Raw genomic sequence first — 13,774 nt, forward strand, 5'->3', positions numbered from 1 at the left:
ATCTGAGACGCGGCGTTACCGCACGGCGTGATGCAGCACGGTGATGCCGCCGGTGAGGTTGCGCCACCGCACGTTGCTCCAGCCGGCGGCCTCGATGCGCTCGGCGAGCTCTTTCTGCGCGGGCCACGCACGAATCGATTCCGCAAGATAGACGTACGCGTCGGGATTGCTGCTCACCAGCCGGGCCACTCCTGGAAGCGCCTGCATGACCACTTCCATGTACACCGAGCGCAACGGCTCGTGCACGGGCGTGGAGAACTCGCACACGACGAGTCGACCGCCCGGCTTGGTCACCCGCGCGATCTCCCGCAGTGCCGCGTCGATGTCGGCGACGTTGCGCAGACCGAACGAGATCGTGGCGGCGTCGAACACGGCATCGGCGAACGGGAGGCGCATCGCGTCGCCGGCGACCATGGGCACCTTCCGGAACTCACCGGCGTGGAGCATCCCCTTGGAAAAATCCGTCGCGACAACCCACGCGCCGGAGCGGCCGAGTTCGACCGTCGAGACACCTGTTCCGGCGGCGAGATCGAGCACTCGCTCCCCCGGTTCCAGATCCAGCGCTGCTCGGGTGGCACGACGCCACTGCCTGTCCAGCCCGAACGTCAGCACCGTATTGGTCAGGTCGTAACGCTCGGCGACCCCGTCGAACATGGACGCGACCTCGCGCGGCTCCTTGTCGAGAAATGCGCGCGATCCGTGAGTTTTTGCCACGGCCGAAACGTTACCTTCCCGTGGGGCGGGCCCTGCCGCGACACCACCCCGTATAGAGGTGCTGTGAGACCACGGTTACGCGGTGCGCGGAAGCATGCGGGATGTGTCCCCCTGCACCTCCCGGTAATGCCCGAGGAGTTGGTCACAGATCACCGGCCAGGTGCGGCCGAGCACACTGCGACGGGCCGCACGACCGAACTCCGACCGCAGCTGCGCGTCGGCAAGCGCACTGAGCGCCCCCGGCAGGAGCTCGGCGAACCGGTCAGCGGGCAGCCGGTACCCGTTGCGACAGTGTGCGACGAGATCCCTGGGGCCACCCGCGTCGGGTACAACGGTCGGCAGACCGCTGGCCTGCGCCTCCTGCACCGCCTGGCAGAACGTCTCGTGCTCGCCCGGATGGACGAAGACATCGAGGCTCGCGTACGCCCGTGCCAGATCGTCGCCATCGAGTTGCCCGGTGAACACGGCCTCCGGCATCAGAGCTTCGAGCCGAGCGCGCTCGGAACCGTCCCCCACCACCACGAGCCGGAACGCACCTCCCTGCGCGACGTCGACGAGTCGCTCGACGTGCTTCTCCGGCGCAAGACGACCGACGAACCCGAGGATCGGACGCCCGTCCGGTGACCACTGCGCGCGAAGTGTGTCGTCTCTCTTCGACGGCGCGAACCTGTCGATGTCGACGCCTCGCCCCCACCGATGGACGCGAGGAACGCCGTGAGCGACGAGCGCGTCGACCGCAGACGACGACGGAGCGAGAGTCCGGTCACATCCACTGTGGAGTCGACGCGTCCACCGCCATGAGACCCGCGCCGCGACTCCGAGTCCGTAGCTTTCCGCGAATCCTGCGACATCGGTTTGATAGATCGCAACGGTCGGCACGAGCAGCCTCTTCGCCACTGCGAGTCCGCCTGCTCCGAGGACGAACGGCGACGCGAGGTGAATCACCTGGGGATCGAACGCGCGCAACGTGGCAACCATGTCGAGCTGAGGCACCCCGACCGGCAGCGAACTGATCTTCGGCACGCGTACCGCGGGGACTCGGCGCACGGGGACACCGAGATGCTCGGTCGGCGCGGGATCAAGACCCGCAACGGTGTCCGGCGCCACGATGATCGCGTCGTGACCCCCGCGATCGAGATGCTCGAGTACCCGCAGTACCGAGTTGGTCACGCCGTTGACGTTCGGGAGGAAGGATTCCGCGACGATGGCTACTCGCACCACGCCACCATGAACGATGCGCCGGTCGACGAGGTGCGCGGGAGTTGACCGGCCGACGAAGACGAAGCGAACGTTTCGTACCGGGCGTCGCCTCACGCGAGGGGCGACGGCTCCGGCTCGGTCCGGGAGAACCTTCGCAGGTACACGAGAAGCCCACCGGCGATCACCCAGGTGACGACCATCACCGACCCTGCCGGCACGATCGCGATCCGCGCATCCCGGCCGGTGACCCGGACGAGATCGGGATCACTGCGCGCATATTCGACTGCGATGCGCTGCCCGGTGGTGAGCCCTGTGGGATAGAGCACACCCAGCTCCGGGTTGTGCGTCACCCCATCGGGAGTGACGAAGCTCACCGCAGACCGGAGTGATCCCGCCGACAACACCTCGGCCGATGCGGTGCCCATGTCGGATCGGATCGTGTGATCGTTGCGCCACGCCCCGAGTACCAGGATCACCGACAGTGCGGAAATGCCGATGGCGATGGCGAGAACAACTCGCCGGGCGCGCGCCACCGCTGGCACCGTGCTGGTTGCACCCGCTGTGCGCCCGCTTCGAACGCCTGACTCCGTCATCACAGTTGCGACCGCACCGCGGCGTGAAGATCGCGCAATCCGGCGCGGTCGGTCGTGACTTCGATGACCCGGATGCCACCGGCGGGCGGGCTGACGTGGGTGAGCGCAATCGCGAGTCCGTGAAGATCGACCCGGCTGTGCGGAACGCGATACGCCGCGCAGAGCGCTGCCAGATCCATTCCGTGAGGAGTCCCGAATACACGCTCGAAGACACCCGCGTACTGGGGATCCCCCTGCTCGAGGAGTTCGAAGATGCCACCGCCGTCGTCGTTGGCCACGACGATCGTCAGGTCGCGAGGTCGAGGTTCCGGTGTACCGACCAGCAGACCTGAAGCGTCGTGCAGGAAGGTGAGGTCGCCCATCAACGCGATGGTTCGTCCCTCGTCGTAGGCGAGGGCTGCGCCTACCGCTGTCGACACCGTCCCGTCGATGCCTGCGACTCCGCGGTTGGACAGCACCTTCACGCCCGGTTTCGGATAGCTCACGAGTGCCGCATCGCGCACCGGGTTGGAGGCCCCGAACAACAACTGGTCACCCTCCCGCAGCGAATCGGTCACCACCGCCGCGACATGCAGACCGGTGGCCTCCGGGTGGGCGTCGAGTTGGGTCCGCACCGCCTTGTCGGTGTCTGCGGACAATTGACGGCATCGCTCCAGCCACGCGTCGTCCGGCGAACCCGAGATCACTGCGCGGGTTCCCGTCGCGAGGACGTTCCCGGAGACGTCGGGCCAGCGTGGGCCTGTCGTCAGGGCGTAGACGGCCACGTTCGGGTCGGCGAGCAGACGCGACACCGGCCGATGCAGGGTGGGCCTACCCGTGATGATGGCCTGCTTCGGCGCGATCTGGGTGAGGGCAAGGGGATGAAGGGGAAGCCCGTGCAACGGTGCGGTGGGCTCGGCGACAGTCGGGAGCCCTGCAAGTTCGGGCCGGAACGCCGAGCCGTGCCCCGACACCACGACGGTGTCGGCCGTGATGTCGATCTCCACCGGCACATCGAGGGTTGCGTGCACCGTCGTGGTCCAGGCCTGGCCGTCGGGCCGTCCCTCGGGCACGGCACCTTGTGGGCCCGCATCCGGTACCAGCGGTTCGCGCAGCGGGATATCGAAGTGCACGGGACCTGCGTTGCCGGACCTGGTTCCGCGAGCGGCGGCAAGGACACGGCTCACCGCCGAACGCCATTGGCTGTTCTGGCCGATTCCCTCTGCGAGTCCGAGGCTGATGGTGGCGCGGACCTGGCTACCGAACAATCCGAGCTGCTCGACGGTCTGATTCGCACCCGACCCGAGCATCTCGTAAGGCCGGTTGGCCGAGAGCACCACCAGCGGGATGCGCGCGTAGTTCGCCTCGAGGACCGCGGGCCCCAGGTTCGCGACGGCGGTGCCGGAAGTCATGACGACGGGCACCGGCCGTCCGGACGCGAGCGACAGACCGAGCGCAAGAAAACCCGCGGTCCGCTCGTCGATGCGCATGTGCAATCGCAGGCGGCCCGCGTTGTCGGCGGCCTGGAGAGCGAACGCGAGCGGCGCGTTGCGAGAACCGGGGCACAACACGACGTCCCGGACACCGCCCCGAGCAAGTTCGTCGACGACAGCGGTGGCCTGGGCGGTGGACGGGTTCACGACGACCAGGGTAGTGCGGGCCCGCCGAGCACCCGGTCGCAACCCGAGCCGGGCCCCGCAGGGGCATCCCGAGTCATCCGGCCGACAATGGTGTGATGCGCACCGTCTTCGACCCCTCCGACCTCAGTGCCGGACGGTTCTACCGCCTGCTCACCGCCACAATCGTGCCCCGCCCGATCGCATGGGTGTCGACGGCGTCCGCGGACGGCGTCGCGAACGTGGCCCCGTACAGCTTCTTCACCGTGACGAGTACCTCCCCTCCTGTCGTTCAGTTCACGTCGGTGGGAAGGAAGGACAGTTTGCGGAACATCGAGGAGACGGGCGAGTTCGTCATCAACGTCGCGTCGGTGCCGCTGATGGACCAGGTGAACGCATCGTCTGCACCGTTTGCGCATGACGTCGACGAGTTCGCGGCGGTCGGTCTCGACGCGGAGCCGAGCGAACGGGTACGCCCGCCACGGGTCGCGCAGTCGCCCGCCTCGATCGAATGCACGCTGCATCGGGTGATCGAGGTCGGCGACTCGTTCGTCGTCATGGGCGACGTTGTCGCGATGACCGTGCGCCAGGACGTGCTCGCCGATGACGATGCGCCGGACTTCGCGCTGCTGGCGCCTGCGAGTCGGCTCGGACGGATCGAGTGGGGGCTCACGCCGGCCGTTCGGAGCATCGACCGACCGACGAGTTGACTCGCCGAGCCCTCAGGAATTTCCGCGGGTGCTGACCTACTGACGGCACACTCTCGATATGGATGAACAGCTGAGGCTCGGCGCCAGCGCGATATTCCTCGGCTTCGTAGCGGGCACAGTCATGCTCGTGCCTTTCGTTGCAGCGAGTTACCGTCGGCACGGCTCCTTCCCGATCGGCCGGGCCCTCACCTGGGCCGCCGCCCTGACCTACGGCTGGGGAATCTGGACCTACACTCTGCTGCCGCTGCCCGACCCCGCGACGCTTCAGTGCGCGGACGTCAACACAGATCTGTTCGCGTTCACCCGTGATATCGACAATGCATGGTCGGACGCCGCAGGAGGGCCCGTCGCACTACTGGCAGACACCGCGTTCATGCAGCTGGCTCTCAACGTCCTGTTGTTCGTCCCCCTCGGCTTCTTCTTGCGCACGCTCGGCGGACGTGGAGTGGTCACCGCGGGTGCTGTAGGGCTCGGCCTGTCGGCGTTCATCGAATTCACCCAACTGACCGGCGTGTGGGGCCTTTATCCGTGCGCCTACCGTGTCTTCGACGTCGACGACCTGCTCACCAACACCGTCGGCGCAATCGCGGGCTCGATGGTGGCACTGCTGGTACCTCGCAGGCTCCGCGGTGCGCCCGAAAACGATGCACCCGGACTACCGCGGCCGGTGACCAAACCGCGGCGTCTGCTCGCAATGGTGTGCGACCTGGTCGGTTACTGGGTGGTGACTGCCGTCCTGGGGACTGCAGTCCAGGCCTACATCCTCTACGTGGCCCAAGACCGCGCGACGGTCGTCGAGGGGCGGGTCGCCGAGGTGCTTTCGACCGCGGTGTCGATCACCATGTGGTTTGTCCTGACGATGCTCACCGGTCGGACACTCGGCGATCATGCGGTACGGCTCCGCTACACGGGTGGTTCGCTTCCGACTGCGCTGACACGCCTCGCTCGTTTCGCAGGCGGAATCGGCGGATACGGGATACTCGCGATACTCCCCGGTTCCTACAGTGGCCTCGCTCCGGTCTTCGCGTTCGTGGCTCTGGTGACCGCGCTGAGCACACGGAACGGACGTGGTCTTCCGGGTGTCCTTGCGCGCCAGGACTTGTCCGACAGCCGAACCCGAAGCCCCGATGTGCGCGTGGCCGACAGATGACGATCTTGACGTCCTCCCGGGCGTGAACGACCGGGATTCCTACCGCAGCGCCACACGCCACCTCGGAAAGCCACACCCGCTGCGGAGTCTTCGTCGCCTCGGTGACCACCCGTTTCTGCACGGCGGTGTCCGAGACCCTCACTCCCGCTGCGTACGCGTCCTGCCGGGCGCGCAGTGCATCGTTGAACACCACCCGCGGTATCTGAGTTGCACGCCCGCACCGTACAAGCGACCACCGACACACACTGTTCGAGGGATCGGCTATCCCGGCCGTGAACGACCGGGCTTGCGCCGAAGATAGTGCGGTCAGGTTGCACTGGCATCGTCAGGTTGCACTGAAACAGCCGGACGAAGCCCGGAAGACGACGGTGCCGCCGCAGCCGAAGCCGCAGCGGCACCGTCGACGAAAGTCCAGGCCTACGCAGCGTGCTTCTGGATGAGGTCACCCAGACGCGGCAGAGCCTCGACGACGTGCTTCTGCGCCGAACCGCGGAGCGAGTCGTAGACCTTCTTGACGGCGGCCTTGTCGCTACCCGCGATCTTGTCGTCGGTCACGCCCAGCAGCGCGTTTGCGACCTCGTCACCGCGCGCGGTGAGGTAGTCGGCAAACGAACCGTTGCCTGCGAAGTCCGCCCAGAACGGCTGGAGCCGCTCGACGAAGTCGGGCAGGAGACCTTCGACGGCACCCGGCACGATCGACGGACCGACCTTCTTCACCGCGGCGTATCCACCCTTGAGTGCGAGGCCCGACGCGCCCTTCTTGTCCGACACCTCAGCGTCGATGAGTGCGAGGACGTCGCTCTGGACCGCCGGGAGTTTATCGGCGCCGAGCAGGGCATCACCGAGAGCTGCAACCACTTCCATGCCTCCGTTTTGTGAAGAATGTGACTGTTGGGACGCCCGAACGATATACGACGACGCACACCGCGCATATTCCGCAGTCACTCGAGCAGGGCGTGGCATCTGCGCACTCGATCGAGCCACCATCGCTCCCGCTCCGCATCGACGCGCACGGCGTCGAGTCCGGACCGGCTCGGCGCAACCCTACCGACCGGCAGTGTGCCGTTCGACATGGCGCGGGGAGTCGCCACGTCCGCCGTGAAGAAGCCGCCGGTACCGAGGCCGCACGCGAACGGGAGGTCCGGCAGTGCCGCGGCTGCCGCGAGTCCGGCTCCCATTCCTACGGCCGAGTCGAGGGCGCTCGATACGACGATCGGCACTCCGCAGTCGGCGAGCTCACCGGCCAGTTCCAGCACCCGGCGGATGCCGCCGAGCGGAGCAACCTTGACGATCGCGACGTCCGCACCACCTGCCCGAACCACACGCATGGGGTCGTCGGCCCGCCGAATGCTCTCGTCGGCCGCGATCCGGATCCCCCCCGGAATGCTGCGCTCCAACCTGAGACGGAGTTCGACGAGTTCAGGCACCGTCGCGCAGGGTTGTTCTGCGTATTCGAGAGGGACCTGGGCAGCCATCTGGGTCAAGGCCGTCACTGCGTCGTCGACACTCCACCCGCCGTTCGCGTCGACCCGCACGTGGGGAACCAATTCGCGCACAGCACGGACCCGGGCGAGATCCTGTGCGAGATCCTGGCCGCGTTCGGCAACCTTCACCTTCGCCGTACGCGCACCGGGAAACCTCGCCAATATGCCGGGGACCTGCTCGGGATCGACGGCAGGCACCGTGGCGTTGACGGGAACGTGTGCTCGCAGGGGCGCGGGGTCGTCGAGCCATGCCGATTCGAGCGCGGAACGGAGCCATTCGGCGGACTCGACATCGTCGTACTCGGGGAACGGTCCGAATTCTCCCCACCCTGCCGGGCCCTCGAGGAGGACGACCTCCCGCGCGGTGATGCCCCGGAACCGAACCCGCATCGGGAGCGACACGACCACCGCGGCGGCCAGCACCTCATCCAGTGGTGGGATCGCCTCGGTCCCGGACGGTGTCACGGCTGTCCCGGAAGCAATTCGATCATCAGCGCCTCGGAGTCGGCGAGCACAGTGCCGTCCAGGTTGCGGAGCTCGGCGCTGCAGAACGCCTTTCGTCCGTCGACGCTGTCCACGCGACCCTCGACCACGAGTTCGTCCCACAACGGCGTGATCTTTCGGTAGTTGACATGGAGATAACCGGTGCGGGCGATGGGTCGCCCGGATGCGTGGATCACCATCCCGAACAGGTCGTCGAAGAGCAACGGGATGGTGCCGCCGTGCACAGCGCCGTTACCCCCGAGGTGGTAGCGGCGGAAGTGGCCTCGTTCGCGTACACCGCCGGCATCGAACTGCTCGATCGTCCACGGCGGGAGCAGCAGACTGCCGCGTCCCGGGAGATCGACGTTGAATCCGGCCGGAGACCTTCCTTCCCGGACCTGGTAGGACTCGAGCAGATCCCCGAGAGCCTCCGCTTGCGCGATGGCCTGGTCCACGACGTCATCGGGTGCGTGTGTGGAAACCGCGAGGTCCTGCAACCGGCGGAACGCGTCGACGAAGCGACCGAAGTTCGGTCCCGCTTTCACCGGTTCGTAGACGGGGAAGCCGCCGTGATGCTCGTATGCGTCGTCGCCGCCTCGAGTGTTCTGCTCGCTCATGATCCTGCACGTTATCCGCCCGACGCGCGCACATCGGCACTACCCGGCCTTAAAGTGACGACGTGACCTTCAATCCTGAACTGTGGCGCCCCGTTGCGGGGTTCGAGAACCTCACCGACATCACCTATCACCGTCATGTCACGCAGGGCACCGTCCGTGTCGCGTTCGATCGGCCCGAGGTGCGCAACGCATTCCGCCCGCACACCGTCGACGAGCTGTATACCGTGCTCGACCACGCACGGACGACCTCCGATGTGGGGGTGGTACTCCTGACCGGCAACGGCCCGAGCAGCAAGGACGGCGGCTGGGCGTTCTGCTCGGGCGGCGACCAGCGCATTCGCGGACGCAGCGGCTACCAGTACGCCAGCGGGGAGACCGCCGAGACAGTCGACAAGGCTCGCGCGGGTCGCCTGCACATCCTGGAGGTGCAACGGCTGATCCGGTTCATGCCGAAGGTCGTGATCGCGCTCGTCAACGGCTGGGCCGCGGGCGGCGGGCACAGCCTGCACGTGACATGCGACCTGACTCTCGCGTCGCGGGAGCACGCCCGGTTCAAGCAGACCGACGCCGACGTGGGCAGCTTCGACGGTGGCTACGGCAGCGCGTACCTCGCGAAGATGGTCGGACAGAAGTTCGCCCGGGAGATCTTCTTCCTCGGCGACACCTACACCGCCGACGATATGCACCACATGGGCGCGGTGAACCGTGTCGTCGCCCACGACGAACTCGAAGATGTCGCGCTCGAGTGGGCCGACAAGATCAACGGCAAGTCGCCGCAGGCACAGCGGATGCTCAAGTACGCGTTCAATCTGCAGGACGACGGCCTGGTCGGTCAGCAATTGTTCGCCGGTGAAGCAACCCGCCTTGCGTACATGACCGACGAGGCAGTCGAGGGCCGCGACGCCTTCCTCGAAAAGCGTGACCCCGACTGGTCCCCCTACCCGCGGTATTACTGACACGCCGATCGGGCCGAGGATCACTCGGCCCGGCCGCGGCGTTCAGGGTCCGCGGCATTCAGCGATGCGGGCAGGTCAGGCGCAGTCGAGACAGTAGGGATCCTCTGTCGGCGACGACGCCTTCCGGCTGTGGTGATGAACGAGGAAGCATCGATAGCAGGTGAACTCGTCCTCCTGGATCGGCACGACATTCACGCTGAGTTCCTCGCCCGACAGATCCGCTCCGGGCAGATCCGGCGATTCGATGACCTCGGCTTCGTCGGCGTCGGCGAGTCCCGTCTGCTTCAGGTCGAGTTCGTCGATCGCAGTACCGGTGCCTGCAAGATCGTTGGTGCGTCGGACGTCGTAGTCGGTGCTCATCGTGGTCTCCTGGTCCGTGCGGGGCATCATGTCCCGTCCCGAGGCCGGGGCGTCGGTGCGTCGGGGCACCTCGGCGGTAGTTATGTCCAGGAGTATGCGGCTTCAAACATCCCGATATCAGACGTCGACCACATTTCGGCGTGATACTCATCACGGCCATCGCGTTGACGCTCCCCGGATCCTCCGATGTGATGACCCGACGGTCGTCCCTTCTCCCGACGCCCTGACTGCCGGCGGTGCAGCAGAGTCGAGGGCATGACCACCGTCGGCTCCACCATGCCCCGCACCCGGATCGCCGCGCTCGATGTCGCCCGGGGGGTCGCGATCCTGGGCACGCTGGGGACCAATATCTGGATCTTCACCGACCCTGCCGGGATCGTCGGCTATATCGAGACCGCAGGATCGGATCCGTGGCCGCAGCGCATCCTGATGCAGCTCGCACAGGGCAAATTTCTCGGCCTTCTCACCTTGATGTTCGGGATAGGGCTCGCGATCCAAGCGGCGTCGGCCCGCCGTGGGGGACGCGCGTGGCCGGGGAACTACCGGACACGTGCGTTCCTGCTGTTCATCGACGGGCTCGTGCACTACTTCCTGGTCGCAGAGTTCGATGTTCTGATGGGCTATGCGGCGGTATCCATGCTCCTGTGCGGCGTGGTCGTGTCCTCGCGCCGCACACGTATGTGGATTGTCGGCACCGCCGCCATCGTGCACATGCTGTTCGTGACCGCCCTCGTGATCGCGCTCGCCGCGACCCCCGCTTCGGGGGACTCCTCGAGCGAGCCGACGGATGTATTCGCGACGGGCAACTGGTGGGACCTGGTGGTGTTCCGCGCCGAAAACTTCCTCGCCTTCCGCTCCGAAGTGATCTTCCTGGTGCCATTAACGATCGCGATGTTCCTCGTCGGCGCCGCGCTGTTCGACGCAGGCATCTTCGACGAGCGAGGTGTTCGACTGCGCCGTCGGCTGTTGTTGATCGGCGCTGTCGCGGCACCCGTCGATATCGCAGTGGGCCTGTTCGGTGGCCCCGCGGGTACGTTCGCGGCGCGGTACGCGATCGCGCCGTTCGTGGCGGCGGGACTTCTGGCGCTGATCGCGCAGTGGTACTCGACTCGCGAGCAGGTCGGCACCGTCGGCGGGTGGATGCAAGGCATCGGTCGCACTGCGCTGAGCTGCTACATCCTGCAGAACATCATCGCATCTGCGATCTGCTACGGATGGGGGCTCGGCCTCGCCGCCAAGATCGACCCCACGTACCGAACGCAGTTCACCGTCGCCGTATACATCGCCGTGTGTGCGATCCTCGTCGTCGCGTCCCGGCTGTGGCTACGTCACTTCCGGCAGGGTCCGGTGGAGTGGCTGTGGAAAGCATCGTTCGAACTGCTCACCCGCGGCAGTTCCGACCGGGCGAAGACGGATCTGCAGAGCGTCGGGTCGGGCACACTCGAAACATGACCGATCGCGAGCGTCCCGATCCCTCGCATACTCGGCCGGAGGGCGTCACCGATGCGACGGTCGCGGCCGTCGGGAAACTGTCCGAGGCACTCGAAACCGTCGAGCGGGCACGCGGACACCTGTACGGCTTCCATCAGTTGATGGGCCACGCCGATTTTCAGGTCGAGCAGGCCGCAGAGATGCTTCGCGCCGCGGGCAACCCCGAGCTTGCCAACCGGATCGAACGCCAACTCGTGGGCCGTAATGTTGCCGAAGGGCGGTGGACGTTCCAGCTCGTCGAGGAGTTCGACGACGGCTATTGGACCGAACTACGCACCCTCGAGGCGGAGGTACGCGACACATTGGTCGCAGGACGCAGGCATCTGTTCGAGGCAGAGTCGAAAGAGGCGCGTCGTACCCACGGCTTGCGGGGGCACGAGGCACGTCCAGTGCCCGAAGGTTAGGCGCGGCGGGCAATGGTGCAGACATGGAAGATGCAGACATGGAGATACTGAGCAGCCGGACGATCCTGCGTCCACACGACTACGACGCCACCCTGGAGTTCTACGGCGGGACCCTCGGCCTCGCCATTGCCCGCGAGTATCCGGGCGGCACCGTATTCTTCGCGGGCCAGGGCTTGATCGAGATCGCCGCGCACGGCGAACGCGACGGCACTCAACGCTTCCACGGAGCGCTGTGGCTTCAGGTCCGGGACGTGTACGCCGCACAAACGGAACTCACGCTCGCGGGCGTTGTGATCACCCGAGCCGCGCAACAGGAGCCGTGGGGGCTGCACGAGATGTGGATCGAGGATCCGGACGGAATCCGTGTGGTTCTGGTGCAGATTCCGCCGGATCACCCGATTCGCAGGGATCTCCGCTGACCCCATCGGCGTGACCTTGCACACGGTGGGAACCGCCGACCTCCCGCTCGAGTGCGAATCGCCCTCGGAACACCCGTGGGAAACCTCCCATTAGCTGTACATTCACCGCCTATTTACCCCACAATCGGAAGACGTGACCGCAGAGTTCGTTGTCCTACTGGTAGTGGTCGTCACTGCCCTCGCATTCGATTTCACGAACGGCTTCCACGACACGGGCAACGCGATGGCCACCTCCATCGCTACCGGGGCGCTGAGGCCGAAAGTAGCTGTCGGCCTGTCGGCCGTGCTCAACCTCGTCGGGGCATTCCTGTCGGTCGAGGTCGCCGCGACTGTCGCCAAAGGTGTGGTCAATCTCGACAACACCGGCGGCCCGGCACTGTTGCTCATCGTGTTCGCCGGACTCGTCGGCGGCATTCTCTGGAACCTTGCGACCTGGCTGTTCGGCCTCCCGTCGAGTTCCTCCCACGCTTTGTTCGGCGGTCTGATCGGCGCCGCCATCGCCGCTCTCGGTATGAGCGGCGTGGTGTGGGACGGTGTTCTGGGCAAGGTGATCATCCCGGCCCTGCTCGCACCCGTCGTCGCTGCACTGGTCGCAACGGTGGGCACCTGGTCGGTTCATCGCCTCACCCACGACATTCCCGAAGAGTCCCGCGGTAAGGGCTTCAAGATCGGCCAGATCGGCACCGCCTCGCTCGTCTCACTCGCGCACGGCACCAACGACGCGCAGAAGACGATGGGCGTGATCTTCCTGGCGCTTGTGGCATACGGGACGATCACCCCCGAAACCGAGATGCCGTTCTGGGTCAAGTTCACATGCGCTGTCGCGATTGCGCTCGGCACCTATCTCGGGGGTTGGCGGATCATTCGCACCCTCGGCAAGGGCCTGGTCGAGATCACGCCTCCGCAGGGCATGGCGGCGGAGTCCTCGTCGGCTGCGATCATCCTCACGTCGAGCCATTTCGGGCTCCCGTTGTCGACAACTCACGTGGCCACCGGCTCGATCCTCGGCACAGGCCTCGGCACGAAAGGTGCTGAGGTTCGCTGGGGCATCGCGGGCCGAATGGCCGTGGCATGGCTGATCACATTGCCGTGCGCGGGTGTGGTCGGTGCCGTATGCTGGCTGATCGCCCACCTGATCGGCGGCCTTCCCGGTGTCCTCGTGGTATTCGCGATCCTGTGTGCGCTCGCCGGCCTGATGTATCTGCGGTCCCGCTTGCAGCCGATCGATGCGTCCAACGTCAACGCGTCATGGGAAAGTGACGGCGGCACCGAACTCGATCCCGTCGCCCAGGAGGGACGCCTGTGAATCTGCTGGTCTCCACACTCGATTCCCTGTGGCAGGTCGTGTTGGTCGGCCTCGTGCTGGGGGCCGGCCTGCCCGCCGTCTTCGCACTCGGAATGCGATCGGCAGCACTCGGGGACGACGGCACCGGAACGGTCGACGCCGGCCGGCGAGCATTGGGCCGCATCGGAGCGGTCATCTGCTTCATGATTGTCGTCGTCGCGATCATTGCGGGGATACTCCTGTTGACTGCTGACTTCCTGTCCAGCAGCTTCGGTATCCAACTGTTCTGATCGTCACCGAAGAGAAGGATCAA

At 66.3% G+C, this 13,774-nt stretch carries 16 protein-coding genes; 8 read left to right on the forward strand and 8 right to left on the reverse strand.

Annotation, left to right across the window (positions count from 1 at the left end):
- Positions 1–15 precede the first annotated feature (15 nt).
- The 4 genes from HCA61_RS20330 to menD form a co-directional block, all read right to left on the reverse strand.
- Positions 16–714 carry a demethylmenaquinone methyltransferase gene (locus tag HCA61_RS20330; protein WP_169690007.1) on the reverse strand — a complete coding sequence of 233 codons (699 nt, stop codon included), beginning with the start codon at positions 712–714 and terminating at the stop codon, positions 16–18.
- A 75-nt stretch (positions 715–789) separates the two neighbouring features.
- Complete coding sequence (locus HCA61_RS20335; protein WP_169690008.1) at positions 790–1,932, reverse strand: glycosyltransferase family 1 protein; 1,143 nt, start codon at positions 1,930–1,932, stop codon at positions 790–792.
- 92 nt (positions 1,933–2,024) lie between these two features.
- Entirely contained in the window at positions 2,025–2,456 is a 432-nt protein-coding gene (locus HCA61_RS20340; RefSeq protein WP_169690009.1) for a DUF3592 domain-containing protein, read from the reverse strand.
- A gap of 50 nt (positions 2,457–2,506) precedes the next feature.
- The gene (gene menD, locus HCA61_RS20345) at positions 2,507–4,126 is read right to left on the reverse strand and encodes a 2-succinyl-5-enolpyruvyl-6-hydroxy-3-cyclohexene-1-carboxylic-acid synthase (RefSeq protein WP_169690010.1); all 1,620 of its coding nucleotides are present in this window, start codon (positions 4,124–4,126) and stop codon (positions 2,507–2,509) included.
- 95 nt (positions 4,127–4,221) lie between these two features.
- On the opposite strand from menD, the gene HCA61_RS20350 reads away from it, so the two are divergent.
- Both HCA61_RS20350 and HCA61_RS20355 read left to right on the forward strand, forming a co-directional pair.
- Positions 4,222–4,812 (forward strand): flavin reductase family protein, encoded by a 591-nt coding sequence (locus HCA61_RS20350; RefSeq protein ID WP_169690011.1) that lies wholly within the window; start codon positions 4,222–4,224, stop codon positions 4,810–4,812.
- Between the two features lie 58 nt (positions 4,813–4,870).
- Positions 4,871–5,962: a VanZ family protein gene (locus HCA61_RS20355; protein WP_169690012.1), complete on the forward strand. Its 1,092-nt coding sequence runs from the start codon at positions 4,871–4,873 to the stop codon at positions 5,960–5,962.
- 417 nt (positions 5,963–6,379) lie between these two features.
- Here HCA61_RS20355 and HCA61_RS20360 read toward each other — a convergent pair whose 3' ends face one another.
- From HCA61_RS20360 to HCA61_RS20370, 3 genes are all read right to left on the reverse strand, one after another.
- The gene (locus tag HCA61_RS20360; protein WP_169690127.1) at positions 6,380–6,820 is read right to left on the reverse strand and encodes a hypothetical protein; all 441 of its coding nucleotides are present in this window, start codon (positions 6,818–6,820) and stop codon (positions 6,380–6,382) included.
- 83 nt (positions 6,821–6,903) lie between these two features.
- Positions 6,904–7,911, reverse strand: coding sequence for an o-succinylbenzoate synthase (locus HCA61_RS20365; RefSeq protein WP_346777614.1), 1,008 nt, complete (start codon positions 7,909–7,911; stop codon positions 6,904–6,906).
- Entirely contained in the window at positions 7,908–8,546 is a 639-nt protein-coding gene (locus HCA61_RS20370) for a PaaI family thioesterase (RefSeq protein ID WP_169690013.1), read from the reverse strand. Before HCA61_RS20370 ends, HCA61_RS20365 begins: the two co-directional genes overlap by 4 nt.
- A 62-nt stretch (positions 8,547–8,608) precedes the next feature.
- Between HCA61_RS20370 and HCA61_RS20375 the strand changes: the two genes are divergently transcribed.
- A complete protein-coding gene (locus HCA61_RS20375) occupies positions 8,609–9,502 on the forward strand; it encodes a 1,4-dihydroxy-2-naphthoyl-CoA synthase (RefSeq protein ID WP_169690014.1) in 894 nt (297 codons plus the stop codon).
- Positions 9,503–9,577: 75 nt separating this feature from the next.
- Here HCA61_RS20375 and HCA61_RS20380 read toward each other — a convergent pair whose 3' ends face one another.
- The gene (locus HCA61_RS20380; RefSeq protein ID WP_169690015.1) at positions 9,578–9,862 is read right to left on the reverse strand and encodes a DUF4193 domain-containing protein; all 285 of its coding nucleotides are present in this window, start codon (positions 9,860–9,862) and stop codon (positions 9,578–9,580) included.
- A 255-nt stretch (positions 9,863–10,117) separates the two neighbouring features.
- Between HCA61_RS20380 and HCA61_RS20385 the strand changes: the two genes are divergently transcribed.
- From HCA61_RS20385 to HCA61_RS20405, 5 genes are all read left to right on the forward strand, one after another.
- Positions 10,118–11,314, forward strand: coding sequence for a DUF418 domain-containing protein (locus tag HCA61_RS20385; RefSeq protein WP_169690016.1), 1,197 nt, complete (start codon positions 10,118–10,120; stop codon positions 11,312–11,314).
- Entirely contained in the window at positions 11,311–11,757 is a 447-nt protein-coding gene (locus HCA61_RS20390) for a hypothetical protein (protein WP_169690017.1), read from the forward strand. The genes HCA61_RS20385 and HCA61_RS20390 overlap by 4 nt, the downstream gene beginning before the upstream one ends.
- Before the next feature lie 38 nt (positions 11,758–11,795).
- Positions 11,796–12,176: a VOC family protein gene (locus HCA61_RS20395; RefSeq protein WP_169690129.1), complete on the forward strand. Its 381-nt coding sequence runs from the start codon at positions 11,796–11,798 to the stop codon at positions 12,174–12,176.
- A gap of 133 nt (positions 12,177–12,309) precedes the next feature.
- Positions 12,310–13,482 carry an inorganic phosphate transporter gene (locus HCA61_RS20400; RefSeq protein WP_169690018.1) on the forward strand — a complete coding sequence of 391 codons (1,173 nt, stop codon included), beginning with the start codon at positions 12,310–12,312 and terminating at the stop codon, positions 13,480–13,482.
- Entirely contained in the window at positions 13,479–13,751 is a 273-nt protein-coding gene (locus HCA61_RS20405; RefSeq protein WP_169690019.1) for a hypothetical protein, read from the forward strand. Before HCA61_RS20400 ends, HCA61_RS20405 begins: the two co-directional genes overlap by 4 nt.
- The last annotated feature ends 23 nt before the right edge of the window (positions 13,752–13,774 follow it).

The sequence above is a fragment of the Rhodococcus sp. HNM0563 genome, from assembly GCF_012726195.1.
GTDB lineage: Bacteria > Actinomycetota > Actinomycetes > Mycobacteriales > Mycobacteriaceae > Rhodococcus.

Coding starts and splice junctions, on each gene's coding strand:
- HCA61_RS20350 (WP_169690011.1), top strand. CDS start 4,222: ATGCGCACCGTCTTCGACCCCTCCGACCTCAGTGCCGGACGGTTCTAC.
- HCA61_RS20355 (WP_169690012.1), top strand. CDS start 4,871: ATGGATGAACAGCTGAGGCTCGGCGCCAGCGCGATATTCCTCGGCTTC.
- HCA61_RS20370 (WP_169690013.1), bottom strand. CDS start 8,546: ATGAGCGAGCAGAACACTCGAGGCGGCGACGACGCATACGAGCATCAC.
- HCA61_RS20380 (WP_169690015.1), bottom strand. CDS start 9,862: ATGAGCACCGACTACGACGTCCGACGCACCAACGATCTTGCAGGCACC.
- HCA61_RS20385 (WP_169690016.1), top strand. CDS start 10,118: ATGACCACCGTCGGCTCCACCATGCCCCGCACCCGGATCGCCGCGCTC.
- HCA61_RS20390 (WP_169690017.1), top strand. CDS start 11,311: ATGACCGATCGCGAGCGTCCCGATCCCTCGCATACTCGGCCGGAGGGC.
- HCA61_RS20395 (WP_169690129.1), top strand. CDS start 11,796: ATGGAGATACTGAGCAGCCGGACGATCCTGCGTCCACACGACTACGAC.